The 698-nt window shown below is 63.8% G+C and carries 1 protein-coding gene; it reads left to right on the top strand.

Features of this window, described 5'->3' with window-relative positions; all coding sequences use genetic code 11:
• Positions 1–154: 154 nt before the first annotated feature.
• Positions 155–698, top strand: a 544-nt coding sequence (locus tag AC1DWI_RS25395; RefSeq protein ID WP_477726217.1) for a trypsin-like peptidase domain-containing protein, incomplete at its 3' end; no start/stop codon positions are given.

Raw genomic sequence — 698 nt, forward strand, 5'->3', positions numbered from 1 at the left:
GTACTATTGTGGTCTACAGCCACTTTTTATCAAAATTCACGCCCGCAGCGCTGCCCTTCCTGTGTCGCGCAAATTTAAGCCCCGCCTAAGGCTGCCGCCCCATAGTTGTACCCATCGGCACCGGTGTGTGCCCTCAACGCAAGGAAGCCCATCCATGAAATCTGAAGCATTGAAAAATACCCGGCTTGTCGCTGCACTTCTGGCTGCGGGCGCCATCGGTGGCGCCGGCGTCAGTGCGCTTAATGCTGTGCACCCTGCCGCCACGGCAGCCGTCCCCCCGGCCATCACCGCCGGCACCACAGCCTCGGTGCCCATGGCCCTGCCCGACTTCTCGCAGATCACCGAACGCTACGGCCCGGCGGTCGTCAACATCAGCGTGACCGGCATCACCAAAGTACGAAACGACTCCCCGATGGCACAGGACGACGGCGATGACGACGACACGCCCTCCGGTGATCCGTTCTTCGAATTCTTCAAACGCTTCCAGCAGGGCCCGGGGGCCCGTGGCGGCCGCGGCGGCCAGCAACAGGAAATGCCCACACGCGGTCAGGGTTCGGGCTTCATCGTCAGCCCCGACGGCATCATCCTGACCAACGCCCACGTGGTGCGCGATGCAAAAGAGGTCACCGTCAAGCTGACCGACCGGCGCGAATACCGCGCCAAGGTGCTGGGCGCCGACCCCAAGACCGACGTGGCGG

Source organism: Polaromonas sp. P3_C2 (assembly GCF_056402675.1).